The 17782-nt window shown below is 70.1% G+C and carries 17 protein-coding genes and 5 pseudogenes; 11 read left to right on the top strand and 11 right to left on the bottom strand.

The features are described 5' to 3' along the window. The first annotated feature begins 183 nt into the window (after positions 1-183). From ACWD26_RS22310 to ACWD26_RS22300, 3 genes and pseudogenes are all read left to right on the top strand, one after another. Positions 184-2067: an RICIN domain-containing protein gene (locus ACWD26_RS22310; protein WP_451272599.1), complete on the top strand. Its 1884-nt coding sequence runs from the start codon at positions 184-186 to the stop codon at positions 2065-2067. A gap of 196 nt (positions 2068-2263) precedes the next feature. Then, positions 2264-2517 (top strand): annotated as a pseudogene (locus ACWD26_RS22305) (alpha-hydroxy-acid oxidizing protein); the annotation flags it as partial. A gap of 63 nt (positions 2518-2580) precedes the next feature. Next, positions 2581-2724: pseudogene (locus ACWD26_RS22300) on the top strand (aldehyde dehydrogenase family protein); the annotation flags it as partial. A gap of 117 nt (positions 2725-2841) precedes the next feature. Here ACWD26_RS22300 and ACWD26_RS22295 read toward each other — a convergent pair. Beyond that, positions 2842-3624, bottom strand: coding sequence for a polysaccharide lyase family 7 protein (locus tag ACWD26_RS22295; protein WP_451272597.1), 783 nt, complete (start codon positions 3622-3624; stop codon positions 2842-2844). Positions 3625-3844: 220 nt separating this feature from the next. Between ACWD26_RS22295 and ACWD26_RS22290 the strand changes: the two genes are divergently transcribed. Then, the gene (locus ACWD26_RS22290; RefSeq protein WP_451272595.1) at positions 3845-5752 is read left to right on the top strand and encodes a serine/threonine-protein kinase; all 1908 of its coding nucleotides are present in this window, start codon (positions 3845-3847) and stop codon (positions 5750-5752) included. Between the two features lie 69 nt (positions 5753-5821). On the opposite strand, the gene ACWD26_RS22285 is transcribed toward ACWD26_RS22290, so the two are convergent. Both ACWD26_RS22285 and ACWD26_RS22280 read right to left on the bottom strand, forming a co-directional pair. Then, the gene (locus ACWD26_RS22285; RefSeq protein ID WP_451272593.1) at positions 5822-6313 is read right to left on the bottom strand and encodes a hypothetical protein; all 492 of its coding nucleotides are present in this window, start codon (positions 6311-6313) and stop codon (positions 5822-5824) included. Between the two features lie 113 nt (positions 6314-6426). Next, positions 6427-7851 (bottom strand): tetratricopeptide repeat protein, encoded by a 1425-nt coding sequence (locus ACWD26_RS22280; RefSeq protein ID WP_451272591.1) that lies wholly within the window; start codon positions 7849-7851, stop codon positions 6427-6429. 443 nt (positions 7852-8294) lie between these two features. Between ACWD26_RS22280 and ACWD26_RS22275 the strand changes: the two genes are divergently transcribed. Next, positions 8295-8840 carry a hypothetical protein gene (locus tag ACWD26_RS22275; protein ID WP_451272787.1) on the top strand — a complete coding sequence of 182 codons (546 nt, stop codon included), beginning with the start codon at positions 8295-8297 and terminating at the stop codon, positions 8838-8840. Between the two features lie 44 nt (positions 8841-8884). Here the strand turns inward: ACWD26_RS22275 and ACWD26_RS22270 are convergent. The 5 genes and pseudogenes from ACWD26_RS22270 to ACWD26_RS22250 all read right to left on the bottom strand — a co-directional run. Then, a pseudogene (locus ACWD26_RS22270) lies at positions 8885-9084 on the bottom strand (hypothetical protein); the annotation flags it as partial. A gap of 352 nt (positions 9085-9436) precedes the next feature. Then, positions 9437-9991: a DUF3618 domain-containing protein gene (locus ACWD26_RS22265; protein ID WP_451272785.1), complete on the bottom strand. Its 555-nt coding sequence runs from the start codon at positions 9989-9991 to the stop codon at positions 9437-9439. Between the two features lie 81 nt (positions 9992-10072). Next, a pseudogene (locus ACWD26_RS22260) lies at positions 10073-10153 on the bottom strand (DUF3618 domain-containing protein); the annotation flags it as partial. Then, a complete protein-coding gene (locus tag ACWD26_RS22255) occupies positions 10129-10554 on the bottom strand; it encodes a phage holin family protein (protein WP_451272589.1) in 426 nt (141 codons plus the stop codon). The pseudogene ACWD26_RS22260 and the gene ACWD26_RS22255, both read right to left, overlap by 25 nt. A 17-nt stretch (positions 10555-10571) precedes the next feature. Next, positions 10572-11150: a hypothetical protein gene (locus ACWD26_RS22250; protein WP_451272587.1), complete on the bottom strand. Its 579-nt coding sequence runs from the start codon at positions 11148-11150 to the stop codon at positions 10572-10574. 494 nt (positions 11151-11644) lie between these two features. On the opposite strand from ACWD26_RS22250, the gene ACWD26_RS22245 reads away from it, so the two are divergent. From ACWD26_RS22245 to ACWD26_RS22235, 3 genes and pseudogenes are all read left to right on the top strand, one after another. Further along, positions 11645-12334: a PspA/IM30 family protein gene (locus ACWD26_RS22245; RefSeq protein WP_451272585.1), complete on the top strand. Its 690-nt coding sequence runs from the start codon at positions 11645-11647 to the stop codon at positions 12332-12334. Between the two features lie 74 nt (positions 12335-12408). Further along, positions 12409-12525, top strand: coding sequence for a PspA-associated protein PspAA (gene pspAA, locus ACWD26_RS22240; protein ID WP_451272583.1), 117 nt, complete (start codon positions 12409-12411; stop codon positions 12523-12525). A gap of 113 nt (positions 12526-12638) precedes the next feature. Beyond that, positions 12639-13231, top strand: a pseudogene (locus tag ACWD26_RS22235) (MIP/aquaporin family protein). Here ACWD26_RS22235 and ACWD26_RS22230 read toward each other — a convergent pair. Together ACWD26_RS22230 and ACWD26_RS22225 are read right to left on the bottom strand one after the other, a co-directional pair. Then, on the bottom strand, positions 13125-13361 hold the full coding sequence (locus tag ACWD26_RS22230) for an ANTAR domain-containing protein (RefSeq protein ID WP_451272769.1): 237 nt from the start codon (positions 13359-13361) through the stop codon (positions 13125-13127). The pseudogene ACWD26_RS22235 and the gene ACWD26_RS22230 overlap by 107 nt on opposite strands. A gap of 393 nt (positions 13362-13754) precedes the next feature. Then, positions 13755-14510 carry a ZIP family metal transporter gene (locus ACWD26_RS22225; protein WP_451272581.1) on the bottom strand — a complete coding sequence of 252 codons (756 nt, stop codon included), beginning with the start codon at positions 14508-14510 and terminating at the stop codon, positions 13755-13757. Positions 14511-14683: 173 nt separating this feature from the next. On the opposite strand from ACWD26_RS22225, the gene ACWD26_RS22220 reads away from it, so the two are divergent. After that, complete coding sequence (locus ACWD26_RS22220) at positions 14684-14956, top strand: XRE family transcriptional regulator (RefSeq protein WP_451272579.1); 273 nt, start codon at positions 14684-14686, stop codon at positions 14954-14956. Positions 14957-15155: 199 nt separating this feature from the next. On the opposite strand, the gene ACWD26_RS22215 is transcribed toward ACWD26_RS22220, so the two are convergent. Further along, a complete protein-coding gene (locus ACWD26_RS22215; protein WP_451272577.1) occupies positions 15156-15773 on the bottom strand; it encodes a hypothetical protein in 618 nt (205 codons plus the stop codon). Positions 15774-16032: 259 nt separating this feature from the next. Here ACWD26_RS22215 and ACWD26_RS22210 point away from each other — a divergent pair, with 259 nt between their 5' ends. Together ACWD26_RS22210 and ACWD26_RS22205 are read left to right on the top strand one after the other, a co-directional pair. Further along, the gene (locus ACWD26_RS22210) at positions 16033-17097 is read left to right on the top strand and encodes a YihY/virulence factor BrkB family protein (RefSeq protein WP_451272575.1); all 1065 of its coding nucleotides are present in this window, start codon (positions 16033-16035) and stop codon (positions 17095-17097) included. Positions 17098-17173: 76 nt separating this feature from the next. Then, the gene (locus ACWD26_RS22205; RefSeq protein WP_451272573.1) at positions 17174-17731 is read left to right on the top strand and encodes a phosphatase PAP2 family protein; all 558 of its coding nucleotides are present in this window, start codon (positions 17174-17176) and stop codon (positions 17729-17731) included. The last annotated feature ends 51 nt before the right edge of the window (positions 17732-17782 follow it).

Here is a 17782-nt window from a genome sequence, read left to right as displayed (position 1 = left end):
CTCCGCCGCCTTCCCCCACCGGCTTCCCTCCGCCGCCTTCCCTCACCGGCTTCCCTCCGCCGCCTTCCCTCCTGCGGGCGGCACCCATTGAACCCGGCACGCCGCTCCAGCCAGGAAGACGGCTGCCGAGGCCACCTGAGCCCCGCCGGTGCCCACGGCACCACCACCTTCTCGGGAGATCACATGCGTATGCCCCGCACCCTCGCCCCGACCAGACGCAAGGGGCAATCCAGCTCCGCAGGACGCCGCCCAGGCAGGACCACCGTGGTCGCCACGCTCTGCGCGTCGGTCGCGGCTGTCCTCCTCCCCGGCACGGCGGCGCAGGCCGCCGACACCACCGTCGCGGTCGACTTCGCCACCGCCGGGGGCGCCCCCACCTACCGCGCCTCGGGGACGATCTACGGAATGTCCGAGAACGGCTCCCTGCCCCAGGAGCACTTCTACAAGGACATCAAGTGGCAGTTCATGCGGGCCGGCGGCGCCCAGCTCGACAGCCCCGGCGGCTGGGTCGTCGGCAAGTACGACCGCCGGTGGAACTCCACCCGCGCCCAGTACCAGCGCACCAAGGCGCTGGGCGGCACCTTCGTCATCCTGCCGCACGACCTGTGGGGTTCGGACGGGACCGGCAGCAGCAGCCCCACGTTCCCCGGTGACAACGGCGACTGGTCCCGCTTCGACGCCTTCTACGACCGCCTCCTCGCCGACGCGAAGGCGGCCGGCATGACCGACATCCAGTGGGACATCTGGAACGAACCCGACTGGTATCCCTTCTGGGACCGGCCGCAGGCCCAGTACCTGGAGATGTGGAAGCGGGCCTACCAGAGGATCCGGGCGGTCTTCCCGAACGCGGTCGTCGTCGGCCCCAGCACCGCCGGCAAGCCCGCGTCGGGCGGCTCGTCCTGGTGGAACACGTACCTGGACTACGTCAAGGCGAACAACGTCGAGCCGGACATCTACAGCTGGCACGACCTGCCCGGCGACCCGGTCGTGGACGCGGGCGCGGTCAGGTCGAAGCTGGCGGCCCGGTCGATGACCACCAGTCGGCCGTTCCAGGTCAACGAGTACGCCAACCCCGACGAGCAGACCCCGGGCCGTGGCGGCTGGTACATCTCCCGTCTCGAGCGGGCCGGCGCCGACGGCCTGCGCGCCAACTGGGCCTCCACGAACAACCTGCACGACTTCCAGGCGAACCTGCTCACCAAGAACAGCGCCGGGCAGTACCTGCCGTTGGGCGAGTGGTTCCTCTACCGGTACTACGGCTCCCAGACCGGCAACATCGTGAACTTCGTCCCGGGTACCGGCACCGACGGCCTGGCCACCAAGGACAACTCGGCGAGGAACGCCAAGATCCTGCTCGGCAGCAACGGCAACACCGGAACCGTGACCGTCGCCCTCAACAGGCTCGACACCACGTCCGTGGTGGAGAACGGCCGGGTCCGCGCGGTCGTCCAGCGCATCCCCAACAACGGTGGCGCCGCGGTGACCGGCCCGGTCACCGTCTCCGACCAGACCCTCACCGTCAGCGGCAACTCCGCGTCGGTGAGCGTCCCGTGGACGGACGCCAGGGACGGCTACACCGTCACCCTGCTCCCGCCGTCGAACACCACGATCTCCACGGTCGCCGTCGTCCAGCACAGCGGCCAGTGCCTCGACGACACCAACTTGTCCACCGCCAACGGCCCGCAGTACCAGCAGTATGACTGCGAGGGCGGCTACCAGCAGATGCTCGACCTCAAGCCGGTTTCCGGCAAGGCGGACACGTACACGATCGTCAACGAGCACAGCGACAAGTGCCTGGACGTGTCCGGCGCCTCCACCGCCGACGGTGCCGCCGTCGGCCAGTGGACCTGCAACGGCGGCACCAACCAGCAGTTCACGCTGCGCCCGGTGACCGCGCTCGGCAACGGCAAGGACTACCAACTGGTTGCGGTCCACAGCGGTAAGTGCGTCGACGTCAGCCAGATCTCCACCGCGGTCGGCGCGAAGATCCACCAGTGGCCCTGCGACCCCGCGAGTGCACTGAGCACCAAGAAGAACCAGATCTGGCGACTGCTCGGCAAGAGTTGACCCCGACAGATCGCGCGAGCTCGCCGACACGTGCGTCCGTCCGGCGTCGTTGCCGGACGGACGCTCAGGAGCGCGGATGACGTGCGGTCGTGACGCGGCCGGTGACGGGGAGGTGGCCGGCCGTTCAGGGTGACCCGGATGGCGGCGAACCCCTGACGACGGGTGTTGTCTTCGGGCGGACGGCGGGTCCCTGGTCCTGACCCGGGACGATCTCTCCTGGATCCGCGAAGCGACGATCCTGCCGGTGGTCGTCAAGGGCATCAGTCACCCCGACGACGCCCGCAAGGCCATCGACCTCGGTGCCGACGGCATCTACTACTCGAACCACGGCGGTCGTCAGGCCAACGGAGGCATCCCGGCGCTGGCACGGACGTCGTCAAGCCGCTCGCCCTCGGTGCGACGGCCGTGGGCATCGGCCGGCCCTACGCGTACGCCCTCGCGGTCGGCGGTCCCGGCCAGGATGCTGAGCAGCGCACTGCGGCGCTTACTGGACGGTCCCGCTGGCGCGCAGCGGTGCCAGGAGAGGAGTGCGCCGGCACGGTGCTCCTCAAGCCGAGCGAGGACGGGCCGATCGCCTGCGGACTGCTCGTCGCCGACGTGCTGCGGGAGGCCGGGCTGCCGGACGCGGTGCTGAACATGGTCTCACGCTGGCGGGCCATCACCGGCGCCCGCGCAGACGGAGCGCGGGACCTGCCGGCTGTGGGCCGGGATCCGCGCGAGCACGGCTGGGTGGACCTGGCGACCCCGGGGCCTTTCCCAGAAGCCGTGCGCCGGTCAGGAGTGGGTGACCTCGATGCGGGAGATGCGGACCTCGCCGTAGTTGTCGTCGGCGCACGGCTCGGAGTTGTCGCAGTTGGCCTGGGTGTAGGCCCCTGCCTTGAAGTAGTTGGTGTCGCCGTCGTGCGCGATCGTGGTCTCGAGGCGGCCGTTGTAGTACACGTCGATCGCACCGTCCTCGGCCACGAACCGGGCCTCGAACTCGGTGCCCAACTCGTAGTCGTCGGTGACGAGGTGGTGGTGGCGGTCGTCGCCGTCGGTGATGTAGATGCTGCTGCCTTCGAGTCGGAAGACGGTGACGTCGTCGTCCCCGCCGTGTACCTGTGCGCCGACCAGGTACGGCCGTTCCTCGGGCAGTGCCGTGAACGCCTCCCTGACCACGAGCGTGTGGGTGCCGTCCGTGGTGGACCATTCGGCTTCGTCCTCGCCGCCGTCGGTCATCTCACGCAGTTCGGCGCGCGGGTAGCTGGAACCTCCGGTCGTCACACCGTTGACGGCGGCCCGGAATCTGACCGCGTCGCACTTGGACTCGGCCCGGAACCAGGGCTTGGCCGAGAACGTCGCCAGCTCGGGCTGGGTTATCTCGGTGGGGTCCTCGTCGTCGCCGGTGGGCAGGGTGAGCTTCCAGTTCGTCAGGTCGAGGACCTCGGAGGGGTACGTGCAGTCGGCGACCGCCGGCTTACGCACCGCCAGGGCGTCGGCGTGCGCGGACAGCGTGAACGTGGCGGTGGAGACGGCGGCGGTGACGCACGCCAGCAGGACGGTCCGGGTGCTGGGCATGGAGGGGTGCCTCCCTGTGGGGGTGTTCGACGGGTGCCGGCGCATACCGTAGGCGCCGTTCACGGGAGGGGTCCCGGAACCCCTGAGCCGCTACGCATGCGTGCGACTGATGAAGGGTCTGGGTAGACACTGCGTACGGTCCACAGTACGCAGTACGTTTGACCGGCGCGCACGGCTCGGGCCTTGTGTGTTCCGGACTCGACCGATGGGGGGAAGACCAGTGCGTTCCGGGGACGAGTTCGCCGACCGCTATGTCCTCAAGGAAGTCATCGGCGCGGGGCGGGGCGGCGACGTGTGGCTGGCCCACGACAAGGTCGTCGGCCAGGACGTCGCACTCAAACCCGAGCGGACGGACGGCGAGGGCGAGACCGCGGTGCGGCGGCTGCTGGGCGAACCGCGCGCCATGGCCAAGTTCCGCGACCACCCCCACGTCGTGACCCTGTTCGACGTCGTCACCGTGCCGCCGGGCGGGGACGGGGCGGACACGTACTGGTTCGTCATGGAGTACGTGCCCGGCGGCGGGCTGGACCGGCAGCCGACGGTCTCTCCCGCGCGGGCGGCCCGTATCGGTGCCCAACTCGCCGACGCGCTGGCCGCCCTGCACGAGGAGGGCATCGTCCACTGCGACGTCAAGCCCGCCAACATCGGCCTCACCCGGCGCGGTGACGCGAAGCTGCTGGATTTCGGGGCCGCCTACAGGGCCGGCGGCAGCGAGACCATCACGGTCAACGGCCCGTACAGCTACACCCCGGACTACGCCGCCCCCGAACTGGCCCGGGGCAACGTTCCTCGGCCGGCCTCGGACGTGTTCTGCCTGGGCGCCACCCTCCACGCCCTGGTCACCGGTGTGCCGCCGCGTGGCAGCGAGCCCGAGGAGGACGACGACCGCCAAGAGGCCCCGGACTCCTGGGAGAACACCGAGCGGCTGAGGCACCAGCGGGCCGAGCAGGGCTTCGTCGCGATGGATCCCGACGCCGTGGGAACGCTGTACCCCGTGCTCACCGCCATGCTCCGGCGCGACCCTCGGCAACGCCCCGACGCCTCCGAGGCCAAGCGGTTACTGGAGGAGCTCGCCGGAGCCGAGCCGAAAGCCCCTCGGACCACGGCCGCCACCGTCACCGGGCGTCGGCGCCGGTCCCTGATCGCGGCCGCGCTCGGCGCGGGCGCCGTACTGGCTCTGGGACTCGTCGTCATCCCCGACGACGGCGCCGGCGGGGCGGCCACCCCCGGGCCCGGTCAGAGCGGGTCGGCGCGGACGCGGACCCTGATCGGCGATCCGCGCACGGCGGACGTGTGCGCCCTGGCCGACCCCGCCGCTCTCGACCAGTTCGGCGGCCGGGACGGAGAGGTCCGCGTGGACGTGGACTACGGGAACTTCGACCGCTGCGACGTGCTGGTGGGCATCGACGACAGGACCCGGATCGACGTGTCGGTCCGCCTCCTTCGGGGCTCGCCGCCCGAAGGGTCCAGGCCCTTCCGCACCGTCGGGCAGATCGGCATCCGCGAGGACGAGGCGGAGAGCGACGAGTGCAAACGGCTGCTGACCGCCGGCGGCGGCAGCGAGGACGCCCTGGTCGAGGTCCGCGCCAACATGGGCAAGGGCTCGGTGACCGGCGGCAACGCGACGCTGTGCACGGTCGCCGACAAGGCCGCCACGAGCGCGGCCGAGGTCTTGGACCGTGGTCCGGTCCCGCGCCGTTCACCGGCCTACCCACAGCGGTCGCTGGCCTGGGCGAACGCCTGCGAGCTCCTCGACGCCAAGGCGCTGTCCGTCGTACCCGGCCTCAAGGTCGACGTGCCGGACGTCGGGGTCGCGAACTGGAGCTGCGAGTGGTCGAGCGACGTCGACGAGCTGGATGCGGAGGTGAGCTTCTTCCGCGACCAGCCCAAGTCCGCCCAGGACGGCACGGCCCTCACTCTCAGCGGATACCGCACCGTCGTCGAACCGAACGACGCCGGCGACACCTGCACCGCCTTCGTCGAGGACCACAGGTACAGCGGCCAGGGCGCCGAGACGGCCGCCGAGATGGTGCGCCTGGATGTCGGCGGCGGGCGGCCCACGGACGAGCTCTGCGGGATGGCCGAGGATCTCGCGGCCTCGGCCGCCGCCGGACTCCGCGCGCGATGACACGGGAGGCGTCGCCGCATCTGGTCTCCCGTCCAAGGGAAGCTTCAGCCTCCTTCTCCCCCTGCGGAGCTACCTCGTACTGAACTCCAGTACGGCGCCCTCCTTGTTGACCGCGGTGGCGTCGACGGTGGTCTCCTTGCCGCCCGCTGTGGAGAACGCGGCTTCCCCGCCGTCGCCGAAGCTCACATAGCCCAGGAATCCCGAGGAATCGAAGCGCATGAGGGTGACTGTGGAGTACTTCACGATCACGTGCAGATACCCGTCGCCGATCACGACGTCCACCGGCTCGGTGACGAGGATCTCGCAGTTCCCGTCCTTGCAGGCTCCGGTGTCCTCGCCGTCCTCGGCCTTGGGCAGCGGGCCGGTCGGGGACGGGCTCGAGGACGCGGGCTCGGCGGGCTCAGCGGGCTTGGTGGGTTTGGAGGCGCTGGGCGACGGCTTGGCCTCGGATGTGGCCGTGACCGTGTCCGTGTCCCTGTCCGACGAACAACCGCCGACGGCCAGTACACCCACGACCACCACCACCATCGCCGTCGCGACGCGCTTCACTCGTGCAGGCACGTCCATCCCCTCACTTGTCATCAACGGGATCCAGGACCAGAACCACGACCAGCCGCTCCGGCGCCGAGCCGGTGGCCGGCCTCAGCACGGCCAGCCACGGTCCGCGCCGCCGCTCACCGGACGACCAGCGGCTTGAAGGCGGACCGCACATCGGACTTGGACTCCGTCACGTACTCGCTCGTCGAGTTCGCGGAGGTGTAGATGGACCACGGGCAGCTCTCGCCGCTGATCTGGATCGTGCGCTTGGCGACGAGCTTGCCCGTGCGCAACTCGTACACCTTCACCGGGACCGCGATCTTGTGGAAGGTCACGTTCGCGGAGGCGCCGGAGGACCCGCTCTTGTAGTACGAGCAGGTCTCGACGGAGCTTCCGTAGGTCTGCTCGCCCATGCAGACCACCAGGGTGGCATCAGCGGCGCCGCCCGCCTTCCAGGACCCGGGGAGCTGCTCGGAGAAGTCGGTGTTGTACTCGTCGTAGGCATAGAACAGCGCGCGGTTGGTGCCCTTGCCCATGGGCTTGGCACCGCTGTACTTCGCCGGGCTGGAGCAGTACTCGGGCTGTGAGCCGGACCCGCCCGCGAGCAGGTCCTGGACGTTGGCCAGCTCGATGCTCAGTGTCGCCTTCCTGGCGCCCTTGCGGGCCTGGTCCGCGAGGCCGTCGTCGGGGTATCGGTCGAGCAGTTGGTTGTAATGCGTGCGGGCCGCCTCCCAGCTGTCCTTGGCCATGAGGTCGTCGCCGCATCCGACGAGCGCGGCGGGCTCGGTCCGTTCGACCGTGTCGGCGGTCCGGTCCAGAACGTCGTCGCCGCGCTTGCGATCGCGGAGCCAGTCGGTGACGGTGACGGTGTCGCACGGATCCTTGGCGGGCAGGCCGCGGAGGAATCCGTTCAGGGTCGTCTCGACCGTCTTGTCGTTCCCGGGCTCCGCGAGCACCGAGGCGAGGGTGCCGAAGCCGTCTTCCAGGGCGTCGGTGTCCCCGGTCAGCGCGGTGGACAGCTCGGTCCGGGCCGTCTGCAGCCGCTCGCATGCCCGTACGGCTTCGTCGCCGCGGGCGGCGAGTGGCGCGTCGGCGATGCGGTGCCCGAACCCCACCTCGTCCTGGCCGCTCAACACCCCCGCGCAGTCGCCGCGCTCACGGGCAACGGTGACGCTCTGCCCGATCCGGGAGGCGTCGTACCGCAGGAGCCCCAAGGTCAGCAGCACCGGCAGCGTGACGCCGAGCGCTACCAGACGCTGACGGCGCACCGCGACCCGGTCGGCGCCTCTGCCGGCCAGGTACCACCCGTGGATGACGACGGCCGCCCACCACACGAGCACGGCGATCTCGTACGACGCCGCTTCGGTCGAGACCAGCCGGGTGACCAGCACGACCGTGCCGGCCACGGCGGCGACGGCGAGTCTCCACCGCCGCATCAGCAGATAGCCGACGCCGAGCAGGGAGGCGTTGCCGAGGGCGACGGCCACTGGGTCGTAGGCCCTGCCCTCGGCCGGTGTGGGCTCCGGAACCACCGGGCCGGCGGCGTACGTCGGGTCGCTCATGCTGATCTCCCCCGGTCGCGAGAACGGTCTGGGTACCCGCATGGTGCGACCCTCCGTCTGGGAGGGGTCCCGGAGCTTCGGACGGACGAACCCGTGCAGGCCCCCGAGCGCCCCGTACACGTCAACGCAGCCGCCACGCTGCGGATCCTTTCCGCCTTCCTCGCCTGCACCGTCGCCGTGCACGACCCGGTGATGAGTTGGAGATCACCGTCGCGGACGACGCGACGGTCACGCTCACCGGGACGGCCGTGCCGGCAGGGGAGTTCGTCGTACCGACGGCACCTTGGAAGCCGTCATCAGTGAGTACGACAGGTCCCGCTCCAACCAGCCCTGGCTGACCGAGGCAGGCCCGCGCCTACGGCCGCCCGTATCGGCAGGAGGGCCGACACCGGGGTGACGGGCGCGCGGGACCCCTCCCGGACACCCGCCTATAGAACGGTCCCATGACCACACCGGAATCATCGGCCCGCCGCCGTACGGCCAGGCTGTCCGCGGCGCGCGGTACGGCGGGGACCGTCTGCGCCCTCCTGGCGCTCGCCGCCGCGCTGACCGGCTGCGGCTCCGACTCGGGCGACGACGCGGGGGCGCCCACGCGAGCCACACCGTCGCGTTCGGCCGAACCGTCGCCCGCCTCGCCCACGCCCACGAAGCCCTCCTCGTCGCCGTCGCCTTCGCCGACCGCGGTGAAGCCGATGACGCCGTCGACACCGGCCGAGCTGGGGGCGTGTGCGGACGGGAGCTGCACGGTCGTCGTGACGAAGGGCACCGAGATCCCGCGCGCCGCCGGCCTTCGGGCGGGACCGTTCACGGTGAGCGCCGTCGGCGCCGAGGGCGTGGACCTCAGCTCGGTCGACGCGAGCGGATTCACCTCCAACCTGCTCGGGCAGCGCCCCGACCAGGGCGGGCCCTCGACCGTCAACGAGCTGTCGATCGCCGTTCTCGCCATCGCGGGGGACACCGCGAAGCTGCGGCTCTTCCCGGCCAAGTAGGACGAGCGTCGTTTCGGCGGCCGCCGAAACGCCCCGGGCCCAAGACTGACCAGGACGTGGACGATGGCCGCGAACAGCGTCTCATCAGGCGTGTCCTGCGTTCCGCCACCCTGTGGTCGCACTCTCGACGGAGGGATCAGCGGCTTCGCGTCTCCCATAGTCCGTCCGGAACAATCCACCTCCACGTACCGAGCGTACGGAAGATCCTGACCGGTCCTGATCTGACCACCCGGCTCAAGCGCATGGGAGCGAAGGCCACCGGACGGACCGTCACCCTCGATCACAAGCCCGGATACGCCGGTGCGGTGCTGCTCCGACTGTGGCAGCAGCACGGCCATCTCCCAGCAACGGCGAAGTCGAGGGCCCGACTGCGCGCCGGAGGTGAGGCCCGGAGGCCGGTTTGTCCCTTGACCGCAGCATGGTCGGCCACCGGGCAGGCGCTTGCACTTGCCGGATGCCAAGCCGCCGCTCCACAGGTCCCGGAGTTACATGCACGCCATCGGGTCGGCGTGGGTGACGGCCGTGCCTGTAGGCCCGCCGTTGCGGTGTGCACGCGCACGAGCGGCACCCTTTGGTCTGCTCGTGCGGCGGCGTCCTCACGGTCCGGAGCTGCGGGTCTGCCCGCGTGCTTCCTCGGTCGTGGTCTGTGCGGACTGACGGGCCTGCTCGGTGACCTGCCCGGCTTGCTCCTTGGCCTCTTCCCTGGTGGCACGGGCGGCCTCGGCCGTGGTGTCCTTGACCTCCCGAGCCGCCTCCCGGCCCGCCTGGGCGGCGTCTTCCTTGAGCTCCTGGGCGGACTCCACCGCGGCCTGCTTGACCGGCTCGACCGCCGGGCCTGCCCGGTCCGCGATCTGGGTCGCCGCTTGCTGCTCGGCCTGGGAGCTCGGCAGGAGCGATGCGGTCAGCAGTCCTGCGCCGAAGGCGATCAGGCCGGCCGCCAGCGGGTTGCCCTGGGTCTGCTGCACCGCCTGCTGGGGGGCCTGCCGTGCAACCTCCCCCGCCTGCTCGACGGCCTGCCGGGCAGTGTCGGTGGCGGTCCCTGCCGCCTCACGTGCCGTGTCCGCGGCCTGGCCGGTGGTGTCCTGGACCGACTGGGCTGCCTGCCGTGTGCGGTCGGTGACCTGGCCGGTGACCTCCGATGCGGTACCCATCACCCGCTCCCGCATCCCCGACAGTGCGCCGCGGACCCGGCGGGTGCGGCGCCGCACCATCCTGCGGGGGCGGGCATGGTCGGCCAGCCGGTATACGTCTTCGGACAGCCTTGCCCGGGTGGATTCAATATCGGCTCTTACCTGGTCGGGTGCCGTGCCCATTGCGCGTCCTCCTTGAGTGTCTCCAGGGTCTGTTCCGGCTTCGGTGACACGCCGCGCATCCGCTGACGGCCCCGGCGGTAGAGAATCAAGCCGATCACCGACCACAGCGCGGTGACGATCAGCGCGGCCCAGGCGAGGTCCATGACGTTGCCCAGGCCGAACATCGCCGCGAGCGTCACCAGCAGGGCCACCATGTATCCGGCGAAGCCGGCACCGCCGTACATCCCGGCCGCTTTGCCCGCCTTGTTGGCCTCCTGCTTGACCTCGGCCTTGGCCAGTTCCACTTCCTGCCGGAACAGCTGCTGCACATCGGATGTCACTGCGGACAACAGCTCGCCCACCGAGGTGTCCTGGTCGTCCTGCGCCCGTGGCCGCTGGAACTGCGGCGAGAGAGACGACATCTCACACCACCTTCCGCTCAGCCCGGCAGCTCTGGCGGCACGTGCGCCGCTTGCAGGCTCTTATCGCCCGCAGCCGGGGGCTGCGCCGAGGGACCGGGACGCGGGCCGTCTGTCTTGCTGCCCGCCTTGGCCAACCGTCCGACGGCGAACCCGGTCAGCGCCGCACCACCCAGAAAGGCGCCCGGCCGCCGACGGGCGAAGTCCTGCACATCCCCGACCAGCCCCTCCACACCCTGCTGGTCCACGTAGTCGGCGGCACGCCGACCGCGCTCGGCCACCTCGGCGATCAGGCGCTGTGCGGGGGAATCGCTGTCTGCTTTCTCCGCAAGACCGGCCAGGTCGTCCGCCCACTGCCGCACATTCGCGGCTCCGCGCTTCGCCTGGCTGTCGGCCTGCTCGCTGACCCGCTCGCGCAGATCGCGGACAGCCGCACCAGCTTGTTCCCTGGCCTGACCGGCTACGGTCTTCACCTGCTCGGTGGCCGTGCCGGCGATCTCACCGGCCGCCTGCTTGACCTGGCCGGCCGTGGCCGACGCCTCCTGCCTGGCTGTCTGCCCAGCCTGCTGGGCACGCCCGGTGTTGACCATGTCACTCATGGGGTCTCTCCTTCTCCGGGGCGCCGCCCACCGCGGGCCTCGGTTGACAGCTGGACCCTCTGCGGCTTCAGCTCATACCCCACCGCGGGGCTCTGCGCCCCCGGTGCTCGGTCTCATTGCCCGCCTCTAAAGCCGGGTTCTGGCCTACCTCCCTCGACTAACCAGCGCCCCGTTAACGAAACGGCATAAAAGCGAGCAAACCGGTTGAATTGCGAACGGGGTGGCAAGCCACCTTGACCCGATCGCCCCGGCGTAACCGCACCCGGTGCGTCCTTCCGTGCCGCATGCCCGCCACATACCGCAGTCCGCCTTCCCGCCCGGCTCCGCGCATGCTGGAAACACCGCACGTCGGCGCCCGGCACGTCTCTGCGGGCACCCACGGCCAAGGAACCGGCAGTGGCCGACCCGGAGGTTTGTGACACCGCACGGCCAGGCGGAGCCTGGCACTGTACGTCTGCCCGACAATCCGCACCCAGGTGAGGAGGCGGGCCGTCATGAGCACCATCGCCGACCGCATCACCACGCTGTTCCGGGCCAAGGCGAACAAGGCCCTGGACGAGGCAGAAGACCCCCGCGAGGTGCTGGACTACTCCTACACCCAGCAGGTGGAGTTGCTGCACAAGGTACGGCGCGGCGTGGCCGATGTGGCCACCAGTCGCAAGCGCGTGGCTGCTGCAGATGCACCACCTGCAGCAGTCCTCCGACAAGCTGCAGGCACAGGCACAGCAGGAGCACTGGCCGCAGGGCGCGAAGACCTCGCCCGGGAGGCGCTGACCCGGCGTACGGCCGCGGCCTCCCAACTCGCCGATCTGCAGGGCCAGCCCGCATCACTGCAGGCGGAGGAGGCCAAACTCACCTTCGCCTCGCAATGCCTGCAGACCAAGGTGGAGTCGTTCCGCACCCGCAAGGAGACCATCAAGGCCACCTACACCGCGGCCCAGGCCCAGACCCGCATCACCGAGGCCGTCACCGGTATCGGCGAGGAGATGGGCGATATCGGAATGGCCATGCAGCGAGCACAGGACAAGACCGAACCACTGCAGGCTCGCGCGGGCGCCCTGGACGAACTGATCGACTCCGGCGCACTGGAGACGCCACCCTCCCCGCCGGCCGTGACGACATCCAGGCCGAACTGGAGGCCATCACAGCCGGCGGCGACGTGGACAGGGAGCTGGCCCGGATGAAGGCCCAGCTCACCTCGTCCGCCGCCCCGCCAGCCGTGGAGAGCCGCGATCCGCACCGTCCCTAGGGGGAAACCATGATCATCCGAATTCTGGGCGAGGGCCAGTACGAAGTCGCCGACGCCCACATGGACGAGCTCAACAAGCCGGACACCTCGTGCTGCCCGACCAGGCCACGAGCATGCACCAGGTAAAGGCGCTGCTGACGGACGAGGGCCTGATCCCCGGATGAACACCCTCGATGGGTGTGATGACCCATCACATTCCCAACCCGCAGCACAAGCACGATCTTTGCAAGGAGGGCGCCATGGACACGGAGGAAAACAGGGCCGGGACCCATACGGCCGGGAAGACCACGCAAAACGCCCGCCCGATGGTGGCCGAATTCTTCGGGACGCTGATGCTCGTGCTGTTCGGGGTCGGCTCCGCTGTCCTGGCGGCCCTGTCCAGTCCATCGGCGCCGTGAGCATCGCGCTGGTCTTCGGACTCACGTTGCTGGCGCTCGCCTACGCGCTGGAGCCGATCTCCGGTTCCCACGTCAACCCGGCGGTCACCCTGGGCATGCTGCTCGCGCGCCGCATCCCAGTGCGTACGGCCGTCCAGTACTGGGTAGCACAACTGCTCGGCGCCATCGCCGGCGCCGCCCTGCTCCTCCTCGTGCTGGCAGGCTTCGACGGACTCTCGATCGGTGTGGCCCTCGCGGTGGCCAACCTCGTCGGCCTTCCACTCACCGGCGCCTCGGTGAACCCAGCACGCAGCCTGGGACCGGCGGTGTTCGCCGACCCGGCCACGCTCACACCGATATGGCTATTCCTGATCGCACCGCTGGTCGGTGGTGCGATCGCCGCGGCGGTGCACCACGGCACGCACCCCACCGCCCTCCCCGTAGGTAGGGCCTAGAAATCCGCAGGGGCCGCCCCCTGAGGCGCATGTGCACCGCCGAGTTGCATGTCCAGCCGTCCTCGGCAGAGCAGCCACAGGTTGCCATCACGACTCCACGGGCCATGTCGATGACCGGGCGGCTCTCCAGGGCCTGTTGAGCTGCTCACTCTCGTGCTGAAGCCGGTTTGCTCGCTCGGACGTGCACACCTCCGCCGCACCGGCGCCCGACGACGCCTGCGGGTTACCGCATGGAATCGCAGACGGTGCGTCTTCGGTGCGGCCGCGTCGATGTAACTGGGGCTGACAGGGTCGCATGCACCACGCCTGCCCTGCTCGCTGTCCGGCACACCGCGCTGCTCGCCACACCCCCGCTTCGTGTCTACGTCCGCCGGAACGGTTGTGATGGCGAACAGGACGTCGGTGATGATTGGTCCGACGCCCACAACCGGCAGTCGCTCGGGGATCGCGGTGGTAACGGCCTGCACCCCGGCCGTTTCAGCCCCGACAGTGCCCCTGGACACTGGCGTGCGCTCGGTGACGGTCAGGTGTGGGAGAGGGCGAAGGAGACCAGGAAGCCGCTGACGGTGATCAGCCCGATGGCCAGGTGGGCGTCCTCGAACGCTTCGGGGATCATCGTGTCGGCGATCATGGCGAGGATGGCTCCGGCGGCCACCGCGGTGACGGCGGCGATCACGGATGGCGAGAAGCCCCCGACCACGCTGTAGCCGAGGACCGCCGAGACGGTACTGGCCGCGGCGATAGCTCCCCACACACCGAAGACGTACCCTTTGCCCCGCCCGGCCTTCTTCATGCCCGCAGAGCTGGACAGTCCCTCGGGGACGTTGCTGATGAACACCGCTGCCACGGTCACCAGGCTGACCGCACCGCCATCGAGAAGGCTGATGCCGATGACCGCGGACTCGGGAACACCGTCGAGCAGCGCACCGAGCGCGAGCGCCATCCCGGATCCGCCCTGATCGGCCTCGGACGGCTGGGCCTGGTCATAGCCGGAGCGTTTCCTGTGACGTGCCCCCCGGCGGGCCAGCCATACGTTGCCCCCCGTGTAGGCCACGGCGCCGACGAGCGTGCCGACAGCTGCCGGAGCCAACCCCGCCTGCGCGTACGCCTCACCGACCAGCTCGAAGGAGACCGCCGACAACAGCACACCAGCACCGAACGCCATCACCGTGGCGATCACCTTCTGCGGCACCCGCAGCCCGTAACCGAGCGCGGCACCGAACAGCAACGCCGAACCCGCCACCAGTCCCCACAGTCCCGCCTGCACCACTTCAGCCATGACGCCCCGACTACCCGCCCACTCGGCGCTACTCACCTTGCGTGACGGAGTCGACAAGTCACATGTCGTCGGCGGGTGCGGGAACACGGATCAGACGTGCCAGGATGCCGCGGTCACAGAGCGGGCGCCTCACCCAGCACCGCTCGGCGCATCTACGCAGAAGGAGGCAGGAGATGAACGGGCTGGCCCGGATACTTCGCGACGCGATACGTCGACAGCACCGGAGTGTGGCGACCATCGCGTACGCCGCCGGCATCCGAGAGCCTCGCGTCAGGGCCTTCATCGAGGACGGGGCGGCCGGCCCCATCCGGCCGACACCGGAGGAACTGATGGAACTCTCACGAGTGTTGACTCTCAGCCAGGCCGCAGTGCTGGAGGCGAGCCGCTCGGATCTCCAGCAAGCCGGTGCTCGTCGGCGTGTCAGGAGTGAAGCAGCGGCGGCTTGAAGACGACTCTCGCCGATCCACGCAGACAGAACACAGACCGCGGTTGTGCGTGGCGACGTGATCCACAATATGACGGACGGCCGTCGGGCGGCTCGGCACAGGCACTCCTCTGTCCTCAGTGAGTCGATCCGCGGTTCCCCAGTAGACTTCCCGCCCCGTCAGGCCGTTGCCCGTCGCGTGGCCAGACCGCACGCGAGGATCACGGTTCTGCGGCGACCAGATGGTTGGCCAGGCGGTGGGCTTGGGCCAGCAGTGTGCCGTACGTGGCGACTTCGTCGGGGTCGCTGGGCGCCGAACGGGTCAGATGGTGACGCAAAGCGTCGAGCGTGCGGTGGAGTTCCTGTACGGCCTGGCGCAGTTCGCGATCGCTGCCGTGGCCGAAACGGCTTTGGCTGTCGAGCCGGAGCACTTGGGCGGTCTGGCGGAGGAACTCGGCGTAGCGGCGGGTGAGCGCGGAGTGGGGCCGGGCGGTTGCCCGGTCTTCGGCCGCGGCCTCGAGGACGGTGCGGGTCACGCCGGCGGTGTGCACAGCGGCGTACTCCAGGACGGCGACCGCGTCGTCGTCATCCTTGCCCGGAGCGGGCCTTGCACCGGTGCGGCGGCGCAGGTTGACGCGCGGGTTTTCCCGGCTGCGGCTGAGGGCGGCTCGATCCTGGTCCACGAGGCGTTGCAGACGCAGGGCGCCCTCGTGCCAGGTGCCCGCCTCGTCGGGGTCCCACCGGTCGTCGGCCAGCCCGTCGGCCACGGCGTGGAGGATGCCGTGGGCCTCGTGGGTGGCGTCCATGCGGATCCAGGCGAACTCATCCTGATCCAGCACAGCGAGACGGTCCAGGGTGGCCTGGCATCCGCCGTCCTCCTGCCGGCAGTCGATCCGCCGGCAGTCGATCCGCTGGCACTGCCCGTCCGCTCCTGTCAGATCACACACTCCATGCCCTTTCGGATGCTTCCGTCACCGGATTCCATGCGTGGCTGTCGCCGTGCGGAGTCGGTACAGTCGGGCCAAAACGGCTGGCGATCATCTGGCCCCATCGGCGGCCGAGTGGCGTAGGCCGACGCTCCAGGGTTACCCGACGGGCATGGAGAGGCTGCATCTTCCAGGCCGGAAAAACCACCATGACAGCGACGAGGCGCAGGCACCCGCGGTGCCAGCCCCGGAGGAAGTCGGGCCCGGGCCCGGGGTGGAGCAGCGGGCCCCGGACGCGCCGACGAAGCTGCCCAAGCGTGCGTGGGGCGCGGTGCTCAAGGGTGCGGTGCGGGAGTTCAAGGACGACGAGCTGACCGACCGCGCGGCGGCGCTGACTTACTACGGGGTGCTGTCTCTGTTCCCGGCGCTGCTGGTTCTGGTGTCGCTGCTGGGCCTCACCGGCAAGTCGGCCACGGACAAGGTGCTGGACAACCTCAAGCAGCTCACCCCCGGCTCGGCCCGCGACATCATCACCCGGGCTGTGGAACAACTGCAGGGCAACGCCGGCACCGGCTCCGTCATGGCGATCGTGGGCGTGGCGCTGGCGCTGTGGTCGGCATCCGGGTACGTGGCGGCGTTCATCCGTGCGGCCAACCGGGTCTACGAGATGCCCGAGGGCCGCCCGGTGTGGAAGATCCTTCCGGTGCGGGTCGGCTTGACGGTCGTGCTGATGGTGCTCGCGGTGGTCAGCGCCCTGATCGTGGTCTTCACCGGCGGCATCGCCCGCCAGGCCGGCACCGCTCTCGGCATCGGGGACGCGGCGCTGACGGTGTGGTCGATCGCCAAGTGGCCCCTCCTCGTCGTCCTGGTGACGGTCATGATCGCTCTTCTGTACTGGGGGAGCCCGAACGCGAAGGTGAAGGGCTTCCGGTGGATCACTCCGGGCAGCTTCCTGGCCCTGGTGATCTGGATGGTCGCCTCCGCCGGGTTCGCCTTCTACGTGGCGAACTTCGCCTCGTACAACAAGACCTACGGCACCATGGCCGGCGTCATCGTCTTCCTGGTGTGGTTGTGGATCAGCAACCTGGCGATCCTGCTGGGAGTGGAGTTCGACGCGGAGACCGTACGGCAGCGGGCGGTCGTCGGCGGCCTGCCGCCGGACAGGGAGCCGTACACCGAGCCGCGTGACACTCGGAAGTGGGACGAGGAGGACGTGCGCCGGCTGGACGAGGCGTGAGCACCCTGCGGCGGGCGAGAGGCTGATCTTGGGGACCGGCTGCTTACCTGGTGGCAGTACGGGATACCCGCAGTACATGAGGTTGTTGACGGGGACGAGTGACGCCGACCGGGTTCTGACGCAGCAGGCGGCCTCCCGCATCCCGCCGCGGGCCGGCAAGGTGCTGTCGGCGGTGGAGGAGATGGCGGAGAGCACGAAACTGTGGTGCGGCGCCGCGGCGGCGATGGCGTTTCTGGGCGGTCGGCGCGGCCGGAAGGCCGCGGCCACGGGCCTGGCCGCCCTGGGGGTGGCCCAGTTGATGTCCAACGGTGTGTGCAAGCAGGTCGCCGACCGGCCCAGGCCCCCCAAGGAGTGGATCCCGCACGACGACGTGGAGGACCGCCCCGACTCCTCCTCCTTCCCCTCCGGACACACCGCTGCCGCGGTCGCCTTCACCGCCGCCGTCGCGCCCTCCTGGCCGCTGGCCGGTGCCCTCTGCACGGTGCCTGCCGCCATGGTGGCCGTCGAGCGGGTGCAGTCCGGGGCCCACTATCCGAGCGACGTGGCCAGCGGTGCCGTCATCGGCCTGGCCAGCGCCTGGCTCACGCGCAGCGCTCCGCGCCTGCTGCTGAAGCACTGGCTGATGCCGTCCTGACCGCCCCGACATCAGCGAGGTCGAGCATGAGGTCACCCGACACGGGTAGGC

The sequence above is a fragment of the Streptomyces sp. NPDC002787 genome (genome assembly GCF_053592095.1).
The sequence above is the reverse complement of the archived record's forward strand: the minus strand, read 5'-3'. Positions and strand labels throughout refer to the sequence as shown.

Excerpts from the sequence above, each read along its gene's own strand:
- ACWD26_RS22310 (WP_451272599.1), top strand. The coding sequence starts at position 184 with ATGCGTATGCCCCGCACCCTCGCCCCGACCAGACGCAAGGGGCAATCC.
- ACWD26_RS22295 (WP_451272597.1), bottom strand. The coding sequence starts at position 3,624 with ATGCCCAGCACCCGGACCGTCCTGCTGGCGTGCGTCACCGCCGCCGTC.
- ACWD26_RS22280 (WP_451272591.1), bottom strand. The coding sequence starts at position 7,851 with ATGAGCGACCCGACGTACGCCGCCGGCCCGGTGGTTCCGGAGCCCACA.
- ACWD26_RS22275 (WP_451272787.1), top strand. The coding sequence starts at position 8,295 with ATGACCACACCGGAATCATCGGCCCGCCGCCGTACGGCCAGGCTGTCC.
- ACWD26_RS22265 (WP_451272785.1), bottom strand. The coding sequence starts at position 9,991 with ATGGGTACCGCATCGGAGGTCACCGGCCAGGTCACCGACCGCACACGG.
- ACWD26_RS22255 (WP_451272589.1), bottom strand. The coding sequence starts at position 10,554 with ATGTCGTCTCTCTCGCCGCAGTTCCAGCGGCCACGGGCGCAGGACGAC.
- ACWD26_RS22250 (WP_451272587.1), bottom strand. The coding sequence starts at position 11,150 with ATGAGTGACATGGTCAACACCGGGCGTGCCCAGCAGGCTGGGCAGACA.
- ACWD26_RS22245 (WP_451272585.1), top strand. The coding sequence starts at position 11,645 with ATGAGCACCATCGCCGACCGCATCACCACGCTGTTCCGGGCCAAGGCG.
- pspAA (WP_451272583.1), top strand. The coding sequence starts at position 12,409 with ATGATCATCCGAATTCTGGGCGAGGGCCAGTACGAAGTCGCCGACGCC.
- ACWD26_RS22225 (WP_451272581.1), bottom strand. The coding sequence starts at position 14,510 with ATGGCTGAAGTGGTGCAGGCGGGACTGTGGGGACTGGTGGCGGGTTCG.
- ACWD26_RS22220 (WP_451272579.1), top strand. The coding sequence starts at position 14,684 with ATGAACGGGCTGGCCCGGATACTTCGCGACGCGATACGTCGACAGCAC.
- ACWD26_RS22210 (WP_451272575.1), top strand. The coding sequence starts at position 16,033 with ATGGAGAGGCTGCATCTTCCAGGCCGGAAAAACCACCATGACAGCGAC.
- ACWD26_RS22205 (WP_451272573.1), top strand. The coding sequence starts at position 17,174 with ATGAGGTTGTTGACGGGGACGAGTGACGCCGACCGGGTTCTGACGCAG.